The sequence below is a fragment of the Proteus cibi genome (assembly GCF_003144405.1).
GTDB lineage: Bacteria > Pseudomonadota > Gammaproteobacteria > Enterobacterales > Enterobacteriaceae > Proteus > Proteus cibi.
In genome coordinates this window covers 123,481-141,613 of sequence record NZ_PENW01000010.1, presented here as the reverse complement: position 1 = coordinate 141,613, position 18,133 = coordinate 123,481, and the positions used below count along the sequence as shown (strand labels likewise).

16 protein-coding genes are annotated in these 18,133 nt (G+C 37.5%); 13 read left to right on the top strand and 3 right to left on the bottom strand.

All coding sequences use genetic code 11. The features are described from left to right. Positions 1–22: 22 nt before the first annotated feature. From cheY to flhA, 6 genes are all read left to right on the top strand, one after another. Positions 23–412: a chemotaxis response regulator CheY gene (cheY, locus tag DK865_RS06325; protein WP_023581807.1), complete on the top strand. Its 390-nt coding sequence runs from the start codon at positions 23–25 to the stop codon at positions 410–412. Between the two features lie 9 nt (positions 413–421). Then, on the top strand, positions 422–1,078 hold the full coding sequence (gene cheZ, locus DK865_RS06320) for a protein phosphatase CheZ (RefSeq protein ID WP_023581808.1): 657 nt from the start codon (positions 422–424) through the stop codon (positions 1,076–1,078). A 475-nt stretch (positions 1,079–1,553) separates the two neighbouring features. Next, positions 1,554–4,280, top strand: a complete 2,727-nt coding sequence (locus DK865_RS06315; protein ID WP_109391462.1) for a P-loop NTPase family protein — start codon at positions 1,554–1,556, stop codon at positions 4,278–4,280. A 13-nt stretch (positions 4,281–4,293) separates the two neighbouring features. Continuing rightward, positions 4,294–7,011, top strand: coding sequence for an amidohydrolase family protein (locus DK865_RS06310; protein ID WP_109391461.1), 2,718 nt, complete (start codon positions 4,294–4,296; stop codon positions 7,009–7,011). Between the two features lie 176 nt (positions 7,012–7,187). Then, positions 7,188–8,336, top strand: a complete 1,149-nt coding sequence (gene flhB, locus DK865_RS06305; RefSeq protein WP_036912700.1) for a flagellar biosynthesis protein FlhB — start codon at positions 7,188–7,190, stop codon at positions 8,334–8,336. Beyond that, the gene (gene flhA, locus DK865_RS06300) at positions 8,329–10,419 is read left to right on the top strand and encodes a flagellar biosynthesis protein FlhA (RefSeq protein WP_036912703.1); all 2,091 of its coding nucleotides are present in this window, start codon (positions 8,329–8,331) and stop codon (positions 10,417–10,419) included. Before flhB ends, flhA begins: the two co-directional genes overlap by 8 nt. A gap of 327 nt (positions 10,420–10,746) precedes the next feature. Here flhA and DK865_RS06295 read toward each other — a convergent pair whose 3' ends face one another. From DK865_RS06295 to flgA, 3 genes are all read right to left on the bottom strand, one after another. Further along, positions 10,747–11,184: a flagella synthesis protein FlgN gene (locus DK865_RS06295; RefSeq protein WP_036912706.1), complete on the bottom strand. Its 438-nt coding sequence runs from the start codon at positions 11,182–11,184 to the stop codon at positions 10,747–10,749. Between the two features lie 15 nt (positions 11,185–11,199). Continuing rightward, entirely contained in the window at positions 11,200–11,499 is a 300-nt protein-coding gene (gene flgM / locus DK865_RS06290; RefSeq protein WP_023581812.1) for a flagellar biosynthesis anti-sigma factor FlgM, read from the bottom strand. 465 nt (positions 11,500–11,964) lie between these two features. Continuing rightward, a complete protein-coding gene (gene flgA / locus DK865_RS06285; RefSeq protein ID WP_023581813.1) occupies positions 11,965–12,621 on the bottom strand; it encodes a flagellar basal body P-ring formation chaperone FlgA in 657 nt (218 codons plus the stop codon). 209 nt (positions 12,622–12,830) lie between these two features. On the opposite strand from flgA, the gene flgB reads away from it, so the two are divergent. The 7 genes from flgB to DK865_RS06250 all read left to right on the top strand — a co-directional run bounded on the left by flgB (position 12,831) and on the right by DK865_RS06250 (position 18,133). Beyond that, complete coding sequence (flgB, locus tag DK865_RS06280) at positions 12,831–13,241, top strand: flagellar basal body rod protein FlgB (RefSeq protein WP_023581814.1); 411 nt, start codon at positions 12,831–12,833, stop codon at positions 13,239–13,241. Positions 13,242–13,251: 10 nt separating this feature from the next. Further along, the gene (gene flgC / locus DK865_RS06275; RefSeq protein WP_023581815.1) at positions 13,252–13,656 is read left to right on the top strand and encodes a flagellar basal body rod protein FlgC; all 405 of its coding nucleotides are present in this window, start codon (positions 13,252–13,254) and stop codon (positions 13,654–13,656) included. Positions 13,657–13,668: 12 nt separating this feature from the next. Then, positions 13,669–14,499: a flagellar hook assembly protein FlgD gene (locus DK865_RS06270; RefSeq protein ID WP_109391460.1), complete on the top strand. Its 831-nt coding sequence runs from the start codon at positions 13,669–13,671 to the stop codon at positions 14,497–14,499. Between the two features lie 27 nt (positions 14,500–14,526). Then, positions 14,527–15,747, top strand: coding sequence for a flagellar hook protein FlgE (gene flgE, locus DK865_RS06265; protein ID WP_109391459.1), 1,221 nt, complete (start codon positions 14,527–14,529; stop codon positions 15,745–15,747). A 21-nt stretch (positions 15,748–15,768) separates the two neighbouring features. After that, positions 15,769–16,524, top strand: coding sequence for a flagellar basal body rod protein FlgF (locus DK865_RS06260; RefSeq protein ID WP_023581818.1), 756 nt, complete (start codon positions 15,769–15,771; stop codon positions 16,522–16,524). Between the two features lie 19 nt (positions 16,525–16,543). After that, a complete protein-coding gene (gene flgG / locus DK865_RS06255; protein WP_023581819.1) occupies positions 16,544–17,326 on the top strand; it encodes a flagellar basal-body rod protein FlgG in 783 nt (260 codons plus the stop codon). 63 nt (positions 17,327–17,389) lie between these two features. Then, positions 17,390–18,133: a flagellar basal body L-ring protein FlgH gene (locus tag DK865_RS06250; protein WP_023581820.1), complete on the top strand. Its 744-nt coding sequence runs from the start codon at positions 17,390–17,392 to the stop codon at positions 18,131–18,133.

Sequence of the window (18,133 nt, the reverse complement as noted above, 5' to 3'; positions counted from 1 at the left end):
ATATATTTTGAAGGAGTTTTCAATGGCAAGTAAGGATCTGAAATTTTTAGTGGTTGATGATTTTTCAACAATGCGCCGCATAGTTCGTAATTTGCTAAAGGAATTAGGATTTACGAATGTAGAAGAAGCAGAAGATGGTGCTGACGCGTTAGCTAAATTACGCAATTCGGCAATTGATTTTGTGATTACAGACTGGAACATGCCAAACATGGATGGTCTAGAGCTTCTTAAAAATATTCGTAGTGACGCGGGACTTGCAGCAACACCAGTACTCATGGTAACCGCTGAAGCTAAAAAAGAAAATATCATTGCAGCTGCGCAAGCGGGTGCAAGTGGATATGTTGTTAAACCTTTTACAGCAGCAATTCTTGAAGAAAAACTAAATAAAATTTTTGAAAAACTGGGCATCTAAGGAGTCGCAATGAGTGGGAATCCAATTATGCCGAAAGATAATATTGAAATGACATCTGATATTATCAGCCGGATCGGACAATTGACGCGGATGTTACGCGACAGTTTGCGAGAATTAGGATTGGATAAAGCAATAGCTGAAGCAGCAGAAGCCATCCCTGACGCGAGGGAACGACTGGACTATGTTGCTCAAATGACCGCTCAGGCAGCTGAGCGTACATTGAACTGTGTCGAAGCTGCGCAGCCTAAACAGGATGCGTTAAGTGCCGATGCGACTAAGCTTACTGAACGTTGGGACCAATGGTTTGAACAGCCAGAAGAGCTGAAAGATGTACGCTCTCTTGTAACCGATACCCGCAATTATTTGCGGGATATCCCTGAGAGTACGGCTTTTACTAACAGTCAGTTATTGGAAATTATGATGGCACAGGATTTCCAAGATCTAACCGGTCAGGTCATTAAACGCATGATGAGTGTTGTTCAAGAAATTGAAAAACAACTCGTGATGGTATTAATGGAAAACCTGCCACCAGAGCAACTTGAAAAGTCTAATGTGAAGAAAGAGACCGACTCTTTATTAAATGGTCCACAGGTTAATAAAAACAACGCTGGTGTGATCAAAAATCAAGATCAAGTTGATGATTTACTGGAAAGTTTAGGTTTCTAACCTTCTAATGAGTTTTAGGGCGATAAGGACGTTGAGATATGCAGGACGCATTCGCTCTATGCTCAGCTCTTTTAGGATGATGTACTTTATGGATAAAAAATCACGTAATAACGCTTTAATAGCCCACGCTATCGAAGAAAATGTAAGCCGCTTTTTTTAAGCGGCTTTTGACAATATAGCTATTTATTGTTGTTGCATATCTAAAGAATTATTTTTATTTCTAATAATCCTTTTTATTTATTTCTTATCTTTTTCTTTAAATTAAATCAACTATTTCAAGCTATTTTAAATAATAACATTATGTTAACGTTATTATCACTTATAATAATTTTTGTTATTATGACTACTCTTTTTTTGATTAACTAGTTAGTATTATTTTAAAAGAGATTGGTCACAAAGTATTGGTTAAAAAAAATCAAAAAAAAATATTAATGTATTATTAAACCTATTATTTTAAATAAATGGGAATTTAATAATGAGTGATAACAATATTATTAAAATTGATTTAGAGCAACCTGCTTATTCTAATGGGTTGGAAAATATAGCTTTTTTACAACGTGATGCAAAATTAAAATTATGGGATCGTCTTAAAGGTTTTAAAGATAAAGCAATAAATAATAAAACAAATGATGATTCATCATATGGTAAAAATATAAGTAATAATACGGTTTTTATTAGTGGAAGAAGAGGTGCGGGTAAAACCACTTTTCTTAAAACGATATTATCTGATATAGAATCTGATTTTTTTAGTGGTAAAAAAGAATTAAATATAAAAACGTTAGTGGGGGCTTATTTTGATCCCACTTCTATTGATACAAATCAACATATATTAATTGATATTATTACATCGATAAAAAATTCATTATTTAATAGTGCTTATATTAATAATAAAGAAAAAAATATAGAAAAAATAAATAAAGCACTATTTAAAATGTCAAAAGGATTACAATTATTAAATACTAAGAAAAATAGCGATTTTAGTGATCCTTCGTGGTTTCTAGATTCAGCATTAAATAGTTCCGAAAGTGGGTTGAAATTAGTTGATTATTTAAATGAATTTATTGATGAAATATGTAGCCAATTTGGCTTTGAATTAATATTGGTTGCAATAGATGATGTTGATACTAATAGTAATAAAGCCTATGAAATGTTGGAGTTAATTCGTAATTATTTTAACCATCCAAAGTTTGTTGTTATTATTTCTGGTGATTTAGAATTATATAGTCATATTGTTTTAAAGAAAAAATATGAAGAGCTATTTATAAAGGATTATAAAACAAACGATGAAGAATCTGAAAAATTTAAAAATCTTTGTAATAATATTGAACAGCAATATTTGGCAAAAATTTTCCCATTGGAGAATAGAATTAATTTAAAACAGTTTGATGAGATAGTAAAAACTCATGAGATTAGATTAATAACTAAAGATAAGGATGAAATCTTATATAAAGAATATATAAAAAATAAATTATCTAAACTTTTAAATACAGAAAGTGAAAATCTAGGGTTATATATTCAATTTATAGAGCAACAAGCACTAAGAACAATATTGCAGATATTAAAATATTTTGATCTATATAATGATAAACACAGTCTTGTTTTAAATACGCCAAATATTATTAAGGATTGTTTTTTAGGTTTGCTTTTTAGAGCGAATATTGATATTGATGGTTTAATTAGTAATAATACTCATTTTAATATGATAGCTTATGAATTATTTAAAATACTTGAAAAACATCAAGAGCTAGAAACGGGTTTTTATTTAAGACCTGGAAGTAATAATGAAACATATAATGCCGCAATGTTTTTATTTAGTGCGGTTGTTCAACGATATTTAGATGATAATAATAATAAAAATAGAATAGCAAAAAGTATTAATTTTATGTTAACATCTGGTGCTTCTTCAACAATTTATGCATCTCTAGTCAGTGATAATCTAAAATCAGGATATAGCTATAAAGAATATCTTGATTATATTGGTTTAAATAAACGGGATAATATTCTTAGTTTTGCTTCACATTTAAGTCCTATGTTTTTCTCTAGTAACTCAAAAGGAAAAATGAATAAAGGTGGTGTTATCCGGATACCTAGGAGAAAAGATAAAAAATATAGTAATATAAATAAGTTAATTTCTCATTTATATTGTGAAAAAGAAATAGATTTTAATGGTGATTTAATGACTCTTGAGACGTTATCATCTAAATTATCTTTACTTAAAATTGATGATTTCAAACTTTATGTTGCTTATTATTCTATATTATCATCATCACATTCATTGTTAACAAAAACTACAGGTAGGGATTATTGCTCTATTTACTGTTTATTAGCTGCAATTTCAGAATTACTTCTTGTTAATGATAATAAAGATAGAATATATTCTAAATTAACATCTTTACAGAATTTTACCGCACCTCACTTTCTTCATTCAGAAGCAGTAAATGAAAATAAAGAAACAATAGAAGATGATAGCTCAAGTAATAATGATGAAAGTAATATAAAAATAGAAAATGATTGTCATAAATTATTTGATGAGGTAATTAAACAATGGGTTGAAAATATAGCACAGATAAATCTATCACCAATATTACAAGGAAAAGTTTGGGTTAGGATATTTTATACAATAAATAGAATATCAGAATCTTTAAATGAAGGTAAAAATAGTGGTAAGTTTTTACTGGGAGAAGCTTTTAGTCTGTTTTGTTATGGTGTGATTAATTCTTGTTTAATTGAAGAGGTTAGATATTTAAATCTACCTATCGATTCGGAAAAAAATAAAGTAGATAAAGAAGTGTTAAACTTATTAAGAGCTAAATTAGTTACTGCAAATAATATTGTTACATCAAGAAGGGAGTTTTACTCTAATTATTCTGTTGTAATTGATGCCATGAGTGAGGTTTATTCAAAAAATAAAATTGAAGTAAAGTTAAGTGAAATAATTCCATTTACATATTCTTTATCACAATGTCCTCTTATTAAGATTTTCTTTGAACATAGCCAAGACGATAAAAAATATGAAGAGTCTTTTAAAAGAAAATTAAATAAATTAAAATCTGAGAATAAAATTATTCTTAATGAAGATTTATTGGAAAGTTTTGATGACTATTTAAAAAGAGTTATTAATCAAGATGAGTATGAAAAAATAAGTAAAAATGTTAATATACTAGGAAAAATCTCTTTAATACCAATTATGGTTACAAATTAAAGAGGTCATCATAATGTTTATCAACCAATTTATACTTTCAGAGCCTGAGTTATATACTCAATTAATCGGATTTTTTGATGGGAAATATAAAAGTAATCCCGATAAGATAATTGAGGGAATTCTACATCAATTTACTTACCGTAATTGGCATAGAAAGCATTTTAATTTAGCTGACCAGCATTTTCATGCATATTGGGAAAATTTAGTTAACCGTAGAAAAGAAAATAAAGGGTGGTCACTCGCCCTTTTAAATCAAGCTAGTCGATATTATTTTTGTGATGATGTTAGACGCATAAAAATCTTACCTGAGAAATTTTCAGAATGGCAAAGCTGGATTGCGAATCAATCCGGTTTACCTGTTATTGCTTATAAAATTAGAAATCAATTAAATGAAGACCAATTAGATTCTTTTTATGTGGGATCCGATAATAAAATCACGAAATACATTGAAAATTGTATTGGATATAAGACGATTACCAGTCCTTATTTCCCTTTGTTAGAGGATTATATTCATAGTGAGGGTTTAAATGAAACTCATATGCATATAATGGGAACCACATTTCTTGAAATATTATGGATGGATGCTCTCATTAATCCTAAGAAAAATTTGGAAGAAATGAGGAAAGAATACAATAAAGATAGAGTGAAGTTATTGTATGCGACACAAAATTCGTTAGGTTCTCCAGAGGATTATTATCATTTATTAATTGTTGCTAGAGTACTACGCGAAATATTGATTCTATCTGCATTAAATAAAAATGATGAATTAATAAGAGCTAAGGAAGAGTATTTAGTTGATGTTATAGATAAAAAAAATCTTTTTAAAGGTGAAAATAATTTCTTTTATGAAGTTGATTATTATAATGAAGTGGAACAACATAAAAAACACTATAAAGAAGTTGCATTACATATTAAGATCCAAGAAAAAATAAGTGAGTCTAAAAATAATAGTCTTGATTGTTATTATCTACTCTATCTTATTTGTATGAACTGTTACCAACGTTTACTCGTACAACGTAATGATCAATATGGTTTTGATCAATTTCAAAAGTTTGCTGATGATGGTGTAAGAGAACACTATGAAAAAGAGTTCTCACATCGTTTTTATCAATTGCATGGTAGTGTTTATCACTCGACTAGTACATTACAAAATAATTCTCATAGTGAGTTAATAGCAGGCAATCAGCCTCTTTCTGATATTGACTTAATTGAAGCACGTTTTGCGCCTAAGGCAACTACTGAAAAAAATGAGAATTTATTAGCCTCAATATTGAAAGGATTTGTTGAGTTTAGTGGAATAGAAGAAAAAAGTCATAATTTAAATCATTTAGCTGAATTAGCATTAATCAATCAAAGACCTAAATTACGATTGATTGCACATTTTATTAAAATGCCATGGAACAGACTGAATGATTTAAAAAAAGAAAAGAATAAAGAGCAACAAGAAATCGTAAAAGATATTTTTCATTATAATAATGTACGTGATGATGTGTTAAAAAAAGCGACACTATTATTTGATTTAATGGATAATAATGTCTCTTTGAAAAAGATAATTACAGGTGTTGATGTTGCAGCAAATGAACTAGAAGCTCCCCCTGAAGTTTTTTCAGAACTGTATCGTTATGCACGTTATAGAGGAGTAAAAAAGTTCACCTTTCATGTTGGGGAGGACTTTGTTCATTTAGTTACTGGGATTAGAAAAATATTTGAAGCTATTAAATATTTAGAATTAAATAATGGTGATAGAATTGGGCATGGAACTGCGATTGGTATTGAGCCTCAGTACTGGATTAAGAATATGCCTGATAAATTTTATACAACGAGAGCAGAAAGGTTAGATGATTTACTTTTTATTAGAGAACTTTGTATTAATGAAAATTTAGATGGGTTTAATCTTCATGAAATTGAAAGAAAAATTAAAGAACAAGCAAAATTATTTTTAACTAAAAAACATATTCCTCGTAATATTATCTTTGATGAAGAAGAACTGAACTTTCTAGAAAAAAAAGACATTTTTTTTAATGATATTTTAGGGGCAGTTGATGATAAAAATGTTAAAGCAAAGTCTTATGTTCTAAAAATAAGATCGGTGATGAATGAATATATAGGTGATGATTTTATTTTTAATATTGATGACTTACAAAGTTCTTTACAATATAGAAATTGTAATCCTCGCCTGTTTTTAGATTTCTTAGAGAAAAAACAGTTAGGCGCATTTAAACAATTAGAAATGATAGGAAAAGTGGGTATTGTTGAAGAAGAGTATAAAATGTATAACGATATTCCGAAAAATGTTCTTCCCTATCTTTTTCTTCGCTGGTTTTCTCTTAATAGTACAATAGAAGGCGAAACTTTAATTGAAGTGGAAAAAAGTGAATTTACACGAGTACAACTGATTAAACTTCAACAATGTGTTCAGCATATAATTGCTAAAAAGAAAGTGATTGTTGAAACACTTCCAACAAGTAACGTACGTATCAGCCATTATGATTCAATAGAACAACATCATATATTCCGCTGGTTAAAGATTAAAGGACGTGAAATTGAAGGTGATGCAGATCTGAATGTGATATTGGGATCTGATGATCCAGGTATTTTTGCAACCGATATTCGTAATGAAGTTTATCATATCTTCACTTCGCTTATTCATAATTATAATTATTCACAACATGATGCTTTAAATGTGATAAGAAGACTTAACCAAAATAGTCGGATCTTTTCTTTTCAGTAAAAAAACAACAAGCACTCTTTTATAAGTTGCATGGATGCAACTTCCTTATTAAGACTCCATAGCCCAAAAAGCCCCGTAAATTTGCGATTGTTCAGCCCATCAATTTTCTCTGAATTTGTCATGCTTAGAGTCATTTCATTCATGCTTTTAATCTCAATATCTAAATCGGACAGACTGTGGCTGAAGATAGCGATCTCGAAAAAACAGAGGACCCCACACCCCATAAACGGGAAAAAGCTAAAAAGGATGGACAAATTGTCCGTTCTAAAGAGCTATCGTCCGTATTAATGATCTTGGGGGGCGTGAGTTTGCTGTGGATGAGCGGTGGATTTATCACTCGTGGGCTACATGCCATGTTAACAGAAGGGTTTACGTTTAATCATCATCTCATTGGTAATGAGAATTTGTTGATCCCTCGATTTGGTAGCTTGATTAAACAAGCTGTTTTTGCGCTATCTCCAGTATTTCTGGGGTTAGTGCTTGTCGCAATTGGTGGTTCTGCTTTATTAGGTGGGATTAACTTTAGTAGTAAATCCATTAAGTTTGATCCCAAAAAATGGAACCCTATTTCTGGGTTAAAGCGTATTTTTTCTATGAATGCGTTAGCAGAGCTATTTAAAGCGATATTGAAATCAACCTTTGTGGGGATCGCTGCGACAGTGTTTTTATGGCACAACTGGAACGATATTCTCCATCTGATCACGCTTCCACCGCTTAGTGCGCTGGCGAATGCGATGCAACTATTGATTTTCGCCGTCTACATTACGGTTTTTATGCTGATACCGATGGTGGCATTCGACATTATTTTCCAAATTCGTAGTCATTTGAAAAAGCTACGTATGACGCGCCAAGAAATTAAAGATGAATTTAAACAGCAAGAGGGTGATCCGCAACTGAAAGCACGTATTCGTCAGCAACAACATGCGATGTCTCGTCGTCGCATGATGGCAGATGTCCCGAAAGCGGATGTTATTGTGACGAACCCAACACACTATGCTGTTGCGCTGCAATATAACGACAAAATGACTGCACCTAAAGTTTTAGCAAAAGGGGCAGGGGCTATCGCGTTAAAAATTAAAGAAATTGGTGCAGAAAATCGAATTCCGCTTCTAGAAGCGCCACCGCTTGCTAGGGCGTTATATCGTCACAGTGAAATAGGCCATGCAATACCTTCAACCCTTTATGCTGCAGTTGCAGAAGTACTTGCATGGGTTTATCAACTGAAACGATGGAAAACCGAAGGTGGTTTAAAACCTAAACAACCTATGAACTTGCCAGTGCCTCCCGCACTGGACTTTGCTGGAGAAGATAATCGTCATGGCTAATTTGGCCTCATTACTCCGCTTGCCGGGAAATTGGAAAAGTTCTCAGTGGCAGATACTGGCAGGACCAGTGCTTATCTTGTTGATACTGTCAATGATGGTATTGCCATTGCCACCTTTTCTATTGGATCTATTATTTACCTTTAACATCGCACTCTCCATCATGGTGCTGTTGGTCGCAATGTTCACTCGACGTACTTTGGACTTTGCTGCTTTCCCTACTATTTTGCTGTTTACTACGTTGTTACGTTTATCATTAAACGTGGCTTCAACACGTATCATCTTAATGGAAGGACATACAGGACCTGAAGCCGCGGGGCGCGTTGTTGAGGCGTTTGGCCATTTCCTTGTTGGTGGTAACTTTGCTATCGGTATTGTGGTCTTTATCATCCTTATTTTGATTAACTTTATGGTTATCACCAAGGGTGCGGGACGTATCGCTGAAGTGGGTGCGCGTTTTGTGTTAGATGGAATGCCGGGCAAACAGATGGCAATCGATGCTGACCTGAATGCAGGCATTATCAACGAAGACGAAGCCAAAAAACGCCGTAAAGAAGTGTCATTGGAATCCGACTTTTACGGTTCAATGGATGGTGCGAGTAAATTCGTTCGTGGTGACGCCATCGCCGGCTTAATGATCCTTGTGATTAACGTGGTGGGCGGTCTTATCGTCGGTGTCGCTCAACACGGAATGGCATTAAACGATGCCGCAACGACTTATACCCTTTTAACCATTGGTGATGGTCTGGTTGCTCAAATTCCTGCATTAATTATCTCAACTGCTGCGGGTGTTATCGTTACTCGTGTGGCAACAGATGAAGATGTTGGGCAACAGATGGTTACCCAGCTGTTTGACAATCCTCGTGTTCTACTGTTAACCGCAGGCGTGCTAGGTCTGTTAGGTTTAGTACCAGGAATGCCTAACTTTGTTTTCCTCTTCTTCACTGCCGCATTAGGTGGATTAGGGTGGTATATCTTACGTCGTAACGCTAACCCTGAAGTGCAACAGCAAAAAGAGATGGAAGAAGTTGAAAAACAAAACCGTGTTGTTGAAGCTTCATGGGAAGATGTACAACTTGAAGATCCATTAGCGATGGAAGTAGGGTATCGCTTAATACCAATGGTAGATAACCGCCAAAATGGTGAGTTGTTAGGTCGAATTAGTGGTATTCGTAAAAAGTTCGCTCAGGAGATGGGATACCTTCCTCCCGTTGTTCATATTCGAGACAACATGGAATTAAGACCTGCATCTTATCGTATTCTAATGAAAGGGGTTGAAATTGGTCACGGTGAAGCGCATCCCGGTCGTTGGTTAGCCATCAATCCGGGTAATGCCGTTGGTTCTTTAGACGGTGATATTACTCAAGAGCCGGCATTTGGTTTGCCTGCAGTGTGGATTGATGACAGCTTAAGAGAACAAGCACAGGTTCAAGGTTATACAGTTGTTGCTGCAAGTACCGTTATTGCAACGCACTTTAACCATGCATTAGCGAAATACGCATCGGAATTATTTGGTCGTCAAGAAGCACAAATGTTGTTTGATAGGGTGAGTAAAGAGCTCCCTAAAATGACAGAGAATATGATCCCAGATATGCTTTCACTCACGGTATTGCACAAAGTATTGCAAAATCTGCTATCTGAACAGGTGCCTATTCGTGATATGAGAACCATATTAGAAGCGTTAGCAGAGCATGCGCCAGAGCAGAAAGATCCGGCTGAATTAACGGCAGTTGTTCGTGTTGCACTTCGCCGTGCGATTACCCAACACTGGTTTGGTGATCAAGATGAAATCCAAGTCATTGGGTTGGATGCAAGCTTAGAGCGTATTCTTGTTCAAGCCATGCAAAGTGGCGGTGGTTTAGAACCCGGACTAGCTGAGAATATTGAACAACAAGCTGCGGATGCTGTACGTCATCAAGAGATGTCCGGTGGCGCTCCGGTATTATTAGTGAATCATGCGCTACGTTCATTATTGTCGCGTTTCTTACGCCGTAGCCTGCCACAGCTAGCTGTATTATCGAATATGGAAGTCAGTGAAGGTCGCCGTATTCGTATGACATCGATGATTGGTGGACAACCCCATTAATCATTCTTGCTGAGATACCATTGTCTAACGTTAAGGTCACTTTATTCAGTGGCCTTTTTTATAGGCTAATAAAACGGAAAGAGGCGATACGCTAGAGAGAGGTGTAGGTTGTTTACTTACAGCAAAGGGAGAGAGTAGGTTTATCAATAAATCGGTAGCTTAGCGTGTGATGAAAAGGTGCGGTAATGGTGTGGCACAAAAAGAGGATAGATAATAGTGCTGTGTGATGTGTTGGTGACTTAAAGTGAAGGGTGTTTTATCAGCCAAAACAAAACGCCATCAATATTGATGGCGTATCGTGTGAATTCTGATAATTATCAAGAAAATCTAAACCTGAATTTTACGCCCAGCCAGTGTTGAACGCTGTGCTTGCCCATCAGAACCATAAAGGGTTGGGCTGTGGTTCTTTTGCAAAAAACGGATAGCATCACTATTACGAGAGATATGTTGCTCGAGTAGTAATCCGTTATGTTGATTCAGATATCTTAACTCCGCCGTGATGTCTATTATCTGTGTCCATAAATCAGATAAAAACGGTAACCCTGTATAAGGTTTTTCTACACCGGCTTGTTGGCTTAGCGTATGGCGCTGTTGGTCCGTATGACCTAAAGCCGACAAGACAAAATTCTTCTGTTCAGTGACTTCGTGCAGGGCATTGATATCAATATTACCTGCGCATAATAACTGCTGTTCAGCACGTAAAATACCCGCAATGGTATTAAGCTGTGATAATTGAAGATCTAAAGTCTGGCGGAGTTCTTCCATCATAATCATTAAATATTATTGAGTTATGCTTTCAGCAGCTTCACGGAAAAGAGCGTCCGCAATTTTACCGCTGTCCATGGTTAATGTTCCGTTGGCAATTGCTTCTTTTAAGCGAGCAACTTTCTCAACGTTAATATCTTTATTTCCAGGTTGAACAAGTTTTTTCTGCGCTTCACTCAGCTTTACAGAAGTGTCGCCTGTTGCAGTTTTTTGTTCAGTTGTTCCCGATTTACGAGAGCCCTGAGTGATTTCACTTGGGTTACGTTGTGCAATCGCATTAATCGGAAGTAGTGGATTCGCGCGTTCAATACTCATAGGAAAATCCTTTGTTAGGCATCAATTAATAGTCAGATGAAGCCATTGTAAAACAACCTATGTGTTTTCGCCTATCATCTTGCTTCTTTATATCGGCTATAAAATCAGAAACTTTAATTTACTCGTTATACTCGTCATACTTTAAGCTGTAGCGTTGTTTACTGCATTCATTCGCACTCGTCACACTACTCGTCATACTTTAAGCTGTAGCGTTGTTGGCTACATTCATTCGCACTCGTCACATACTTATGTATGCTCCTAGCGACTCATTCATTTGCCGCCTAGCTACAACTTAAACTATTTAGAGTATTTACTCGTGATGCTTTAAATAATCGCCTAGCTACAACTTAAATTATTTAGAGTAAAAAATGTAACACAAAGAGAGTTTACTTTGATTTGCCATAACTGAAACGGCTAACAAGCAATTCAATAGGGGCTTATTCTGCTTATCAGCTTTTTTATCTATTAAAGGGGGATGCGTACAGAGCCGTTTTCAAGTGCTTCACCGGTGACGATTTGACCTGATTTCACTCTGACTCGAATGGTTTCATTGGCAACAGCATTGTTTATTGCTTTACCTTCATAACGGATTTGAAAGTGGGGGCCTTGTGCAAATACGGTGACTGTTTGTCCCGCTAAAATAGCCCAAGGACGACGAACCATTGTAGAGGTTAAAGGCTTTCCTGCGGATATTTGTCGCATTGCGATTGCATTCTTAATTAATGCGGGATCACGTAATACATCGTAAGGTAATTTTTCTAATTCGCCCGTTGCCATACTAACGGCAGAAGTTTCAATAATGTCATCACGATTAATGTCTTTTTTGGCGATTAAATATTTACCATTCACGCTAACATCTATTTGAATAAAACGACGTTGCTTATCACACTGAATGGGGATTGAAAGACGTCCCCAATTACGAGAGCCAGCATGACGTTGGATTTCTTGTGTTTGGCAGACCGGCCATTTATCTTCCGGTGTTAAAACTGTCACCGTCACTTTATCGCCTTGTTGGTGAAGCGCGACAAAGAAATCTTGTAGTTCTTCAGGGAGTGATTTCGCGATACTCACATTCACCATAAAGAAAAAAGAAAATAGACCGATAAGAGTTCTAACTACCATAATTTGTATCACCTTACAGAGTTGATGCTAATTGTGCGTTTGTCATTATTTAGCAACAACAGTGTACATCGACTTTGCACGCCTTAAACGCATAAATAGCAATCCAATTTACGCCTATTCCTCCAATCATCTTTTTTTTGAGCGTTTATTCTGTCAACTGAAATTGTTTTATCAGCTGAGGTAAGTGGCTTAGCCACCAAGGATAGAAGATGCTCGATAAATTAGAAAATACGTTTCATTTTCAACAAGAAGCGCTCTCAATACGCAATAAACGCCAAGAAATTCTCGCTGCGAATATCGCTAACGCAGATACCCCAGGCTTTCAGGCTCGTGATATTGATTTTGCTTCTGAATTGAAGAAAACCATTGAAAACGGGCGTGCTGGTAGTTATGGCATGCAATTGGCGATGACATCAGAGCGCCATATCCCAATCAAACCCGGTTATCGCTTAGAAGCGGACTTACTATATCGCGTGCCTCACCAAACGGCGATGGACGGTAATACCGTGGATATGGATATGGAACGTAGTAATTTTGCTGACAATAGCCTTAAGTATCAGGCTGATGTGACATTTATTAACTCGCAAGTTAAAAGCATGATGGCTGTATTGCAACAGTAGGGTAAAGAGCATGTCTTTATTTAGTATTTTCGATATTTCAAGTTCAGCACTTTCAGCGCAATCACAGCGTTTAAACGTGAGTGCCAGCAATATGGCAAACGCTGACAGTGTTGCGGGTCCAGATGGCGACCCTTATCGTGCAAAACAGGTTGTTTTTCAGGTAAACGCACCTGCTGGTCAAGAAATTGGCGGTGTTCGCGTCACTGAAGTGGTAGATGATCCTGCTCCCTTTCGTATGGAATATCAGCCGGGGCATCCTTTCGCTGATGAAAAAGGGTATGTACGTATGCCGAATGTTGATGTTGTAGGTGAAATGATTAACACCATCTCTGCATCAAGAAGTTACCAAGCTAACGTCGAAGTGATGAACACGGCAAAATCACTGATGCAAAAAACACTGATGATAGGTCAATAGGGAGAATAAATTGTGGGTATTTCCTCCTCAATGAATGAACCTTATGATAATACCATTATCGGGGATACACCTTCTTCATACCATACGAAAAAAAGTGGTAGTGAGGATATTAAAGGGAATTTCCTGACACTTCTCATCACTCAGATGAAAAATCAAGACCCAACAAACCCAATGCAAAATAATGAGTTAACCTCTCAGTTAGCTCAGATTTCAACCGTTGAAGGTATTGAAACACTGAATAAGACAGTGAATAACATTGTTGGGCAGATTGATCAAAGTCAGGCGTTACGCGCGTCTTCTTTAGTTGGTCGTGGCGTCATGGTCTCTGGGAACAAAATTGTTGTCTTTCAGCCAACCGACGGTAAAGGTGACACTGAAAAACCCGGTGATGGGGATGACACCATTCCAACACCTGATACTCAGAATGAAAAAACACGTCAGCAAATGGGAACGTATAAAGCAGATGATACTGACCCAAATACGCCTGACAGTGAACACCTTTTTTCAACACCTTTTGGTTTTGAATTACTCAGTCCAACCGATTCTCTTACGATAAACATCACTAATGCTAGTGGTGCTACCGTTCGTACAATCAAAATGGACAAAAAAATGCTACCGGATGTTTATAACTTCTCTTGGGATTGTACTGATGAAGATGACAATCCTGTTCCAGCAGGCAGTTATAAATTTACCGTTAACGCCACGCTTAATGATGCTCAGGTCCCTGTTAAGACACTGAATTATGCGCTGGTGAATAGTGTGTCCATGGTGGATGGTGGTGCCCGCCTTGATGTTGGCTTAGGTAATACCGTTTCATTGGATGAAATTCGTCAGGTTCTTTAACTAACACATATTCAACTTGGAGGGCGCATGTCCTTTTCACAAGCAGTAAGTGGTTTAAACGCAGCAGCCGCTAACTTAGATACTATCGGTAACAATATTTCTAACTCCGCAACCTACGGTTTTAAAGGCGCAACGGTCTCTTTTGCTGACGTTTTCGCCGGTTCTGGTGCTGGTCTAGGTGTTAAAGTATCAGGTATTAGCCAAAACTTTAAAGACGGTAGTATCACTACCACTAATCGCCCAACTGACGTGGCAATTTCTGGCGGTGGTTTTTTCCGTATTGAAGATCAAAACGGTGGCGTTTTCTATTCACGTAATGGTGAATTCGGTAAAGATAAAAACGGTTTCCTGACGAATATGCAAGGTATGCGTGTAACAGGTTATCCAGTACAAAGTGTTGATGGTAAGAACGTAGTACAAAAAGGGGCAACACCAACACCTATCGTTATTCCTACCGATATGATGAACGCTAGCGCAACAGATAAAATGGATATGACGGTTAACTTGAACTCTGCTGAAGAGCCAATTGACCCAACGACCCATGCGTTTGATCCTAAAGATAACGACTCTTATAACTTCAGCACCAACGTTACCACCTACGATAGCTTAGGTAATGAACATAACCTGAACTTATTCTTTGTTAAAACCAAAGATAATGAATGGGAAGTTCATGCTCAAGACACTACTACCGGCGAAGCAGCTCAAAAGCTAGGTAAGCTTGTTTATAAAAATAACGGCGTATTAGATGAAGCTGCTACAACGATGGCTAACTTTAAAGCTGCATCTTATAAAGGTTCACAACCTATGGATATGGCGATGAACTTTACCGGCAGTACTCAGCAAAAAGTTGCCGAATCAAGCGTATCTAAACTGGCACAAAACGGTTACCAAGCGGGTGAATTCACCAACTTCCGTATTGAGCAAGATGGCTCAATCATGGCGACTTATTCAAACCAGCAAAGTCAAATCGTTGGTCAAATCGCATTAGCTAACTTTGCAAACCCAGGCGGTTTAAGTTCACAAGGCGACAACATGTGGTCTGAAACTAACGGTTCAGGTTCACCAATCGTCGGTGTTGCAGGCGCGGGTGTATTCGGCAAATTAACCAATAACGCATTAGAAGCGTCTAACGTGGATATGAGCCAAGAGTTAGTCAATATGATCGTTGCTCAACGTAACTATCAATCAAACGCACAAACCATCAAGACTCAGGATCAGATCCTGCAGACTCTGGTTAGCTTGCGCTAATAACGCCGGAAATAATCTGTTATGGATCATGTGATTTATACCGCGATGGGCGGCGCCAGACACTCGATGGAAAATCAAGCGGTCGTGGCGAACAACTTAGCAAACGCATCAACGCCGGGATTCAAAGCGCAGCTTAGTGCAATGCGAGCCGTACCTGTCAATGGCGATACCTTACCGACTCGTACACTCACGGTCGCCTCAACGCCAGGTAGCGATCAGAGTCAAGGAACGATGAACTATACCGGCAGATCAATGGATGTTGCTTTAAGTGATAACGGCTATCTAGCGGTTCAACTTGAAGATGGTACTGAAGCCTATACTCGAAACGGGAATATCCAACGTAACGCTGACGGCATGTTGATGGTACAAGGACGTTTGTTAATGGGGGATAACGGTGCGATTGAAGTACCTCCTCAAGCAAATGTCAGTATTGCCAATAACGGTATTGTGACTGCGCATGTGCCAACTGATCCGCCAAAAATGTTGGGTCAGATTGGTCGTTTGAAAATGGTAAAACCAGAGCAAAACGACTTAGTTCGTGGCGATGATGGTTTATTCCATTTATCTCCTAAGGGAACCGCGCGTGCGGGTGAGGAATTACCTGCAGATGATAGCGTGAAGGTGTTAGCTGGTGTGTTAGAAGGCAGTAATGTTAATCCAGCAGAAGCCATGGTCGATATGATAGCAAACGCTAGACGTTTCGAAATGCAAATGAAGGTTATTCATAGCGCTGACGATAACGCGCAACGCGCTAACCAATTGCTATCACTGAGTTAAATAGTGTAAGGGGAAAACCATGATCCGTTCTTTATGGATTGCTAAAACTGGGTTGGATGCACAACAGACAAACATGGATGTGATTTCCAACAACCTCGCAAACGTCAGCACCAATGGTTTTAAACGCCAGCGTGCGGTTTTCGAAGATTTACTGTATCAAACGATCCGTCAACCGGGTGCAATGACATCAGAACAGACGAATGCACCGTCAGGTTTACAAATTGGTACCGGTGTTCGTCCTGTTGCTACTGAGCGTTTACATAGTCAAGGTAACTTGGCTCAAACAAACGGTACTCGTGATGTGGCGATTAAAGGACAAGGTTTTTTCCATGTTCAATTGCCTGATGGTACGGATGCTTATACTCGTGATGGTTCTTTTCAAATGGATCAAAATGGGCAATTAGTGACAACCAGTGGTTTCCAAGTTGTTCCGGCAATCATTCTGCCTGAAACGGCGAAGAAGGTCATGATTGGTCGTGATGGTACTGTAAGTGTTGAGATTGAAGGTGATCCTGCGCCACAACAAGTGGGGCAATTGACGCTAACAACCTTTATTAATGACAGCGGATTAGAAAGTGTCGGTGAAAACTTGTACTTAGAAACCGCAAGTTCTGGCGCACCAACTGAAAATGCCCCAGGTATCAACGGCGCAGGCTTGTTGTATCAGGGATATGTTGAAACCTCTAACGTTAACGTAGCTGAAGAGCTGGTCAATATGATCCAGACTCAACGTGCTTATGAAATTAACAGTAAAGCGATTTCAACATCTGATCAGATGTTACAGAAACTAACGCAACTCTAATTTCGTTTGTTCATTAGCCTGACAGGGTTTCCTGTCAGGCGTATTACTAAAAGAGTATCGAAGATGGATACAAAGGTCATTACTGACAATTCTGGGGCAAGAAAGCTTAGTGTCAGATGGCGTCGTCATCAACGTTTAGGTACCGCCCTGTTGGTACTGACACTGGCGGGATGCGCACATATACCTAAAAAACCGTTGGTAGAAGGTAACACCACGGCGGTTCCAACGGCACCAACAGCACCTGCACCTAATGGCTCTATTTTTCAGTCAGCTCAGCCTGTTTATTTTGGCTATCAACCTCTATTTGAAGACAGACGTCCTCGAAATATTGGCGACACGCTAACGATTACATTGCAAGAAAACGTGAGTGCAAGCAAAAACTCATCTGCCAATGCCAGCCGTAATGGTAAAGCCGGATTCCTTGCGTCAATCACGCCAAGATTTTTGGAAGGATTGTTTGGTAATAGCCGTGCTGATATGGGAATGGAAGGCAACAGTGACTTTGGCGGTAAAGGTGGCGCAAATGCAAACAATACCTTTAAAGGCACCATTACTGTTACCGTCGATCAGCTTCTTGCCAATGGCAACCTGCACGTTATCGGTGAAAAGCAAATTGCTATCAATCAAGGTACTGAATTTATCCGTTTTTCAGGTGTTGTGAACCCAAGAACCATCAGTGGTGCTAATACCGTAAATTCAACCCAAGTTGCTGATGCGCGTATTGAATATATCGGAGACGGTTATATCAATGAAGCACAGTCTATGGGATGGCTACAACGCTTCTTCTTAAATGTATCACCTTTTTAA